General features: G+C 28.1%; 1 protein-coding gene. It reads right to left on the minus strand.

The annotated features are described in order from the left end of the window. The coding region (locus DWZ16_RS15285; protein WP_118523186.1) for a glycosyltransferase family 2 protein at positions 1–692 on the minus strand (692 nt) is incomplete at its 3' end. Positions 693–812: the final 120 nt, after the last annotated feature.

Consider the following 812-nt stretch of genomic DNA (forward strand, 5'->3'; position numbering starts at 1 on the left):
ATATATTTGCTTAATTCGTTATCTTTCCATGTACAATAATAAGAAAACAATCCCTTATACTTATGATATAACCATGCATAGCAATAACTATTTTCTCGTTCAGTTAACGGATATCTTTGAAACAATTCCCATTGTCTATATATTACTCTTTTTTCCCATTTCCAGTATTCTGGTTGATATTTCTTTGTAGCAGATGTTGTATTCAAGACGTAATGATATAATGGCAAACTCGATATTGAAATTTGCTTTATTTTATCATAATAATCAGCCAAGAACATTGCATCTTCCCCCAATCCAACTCCAACTGGAAAGGATAAATGATTTTTTTCAATCACTTCCCTCTTATACATTTTATTAACACTAAAATTTGTATATTGTAAATAATTATATTCTGCTGGAAGTGAAAAAAATATTCTTGTATCAATATCTGCTTTTTCTGTTGGGAAAAATTGTTCTGCCACTCCACATATAGATATATCTGCTTTTTGAATTCCTTGATATAATTTGCTTAAAAAAATCTCGTCTACATAATCATCACTATCAACAAAAACAATATATTTACCATCTGTATGAGTGATCCCATAATTACGTGCTACACTCACGCCACCATGCGTTATGTTAACGAATCGTATTCTTTTATCTTTACTAGAAAAATACTCTTTTAAATTATCTATATTTTTTAGTAGCTCCATCAATAACAACCATAATTTCTATATTTTTATATGTTTGCGCTATTAAGCGTAAATAGACATTTTCTTAGTAAAAAAAATGCTAGAATTATAATATGGTACTATTACACTAATTTTTTCCAT

The sequence above is a fragment of the Clostridium sp. AF29-8BH genome (assembly GCF_003478145.1).
Taxonomy (GTDB): domain Bacteria; phylum Bacillota; class Clostridia; order Lachnospirales; family Lachnospiraceae; genus Otoolea; species Otoolea fessa.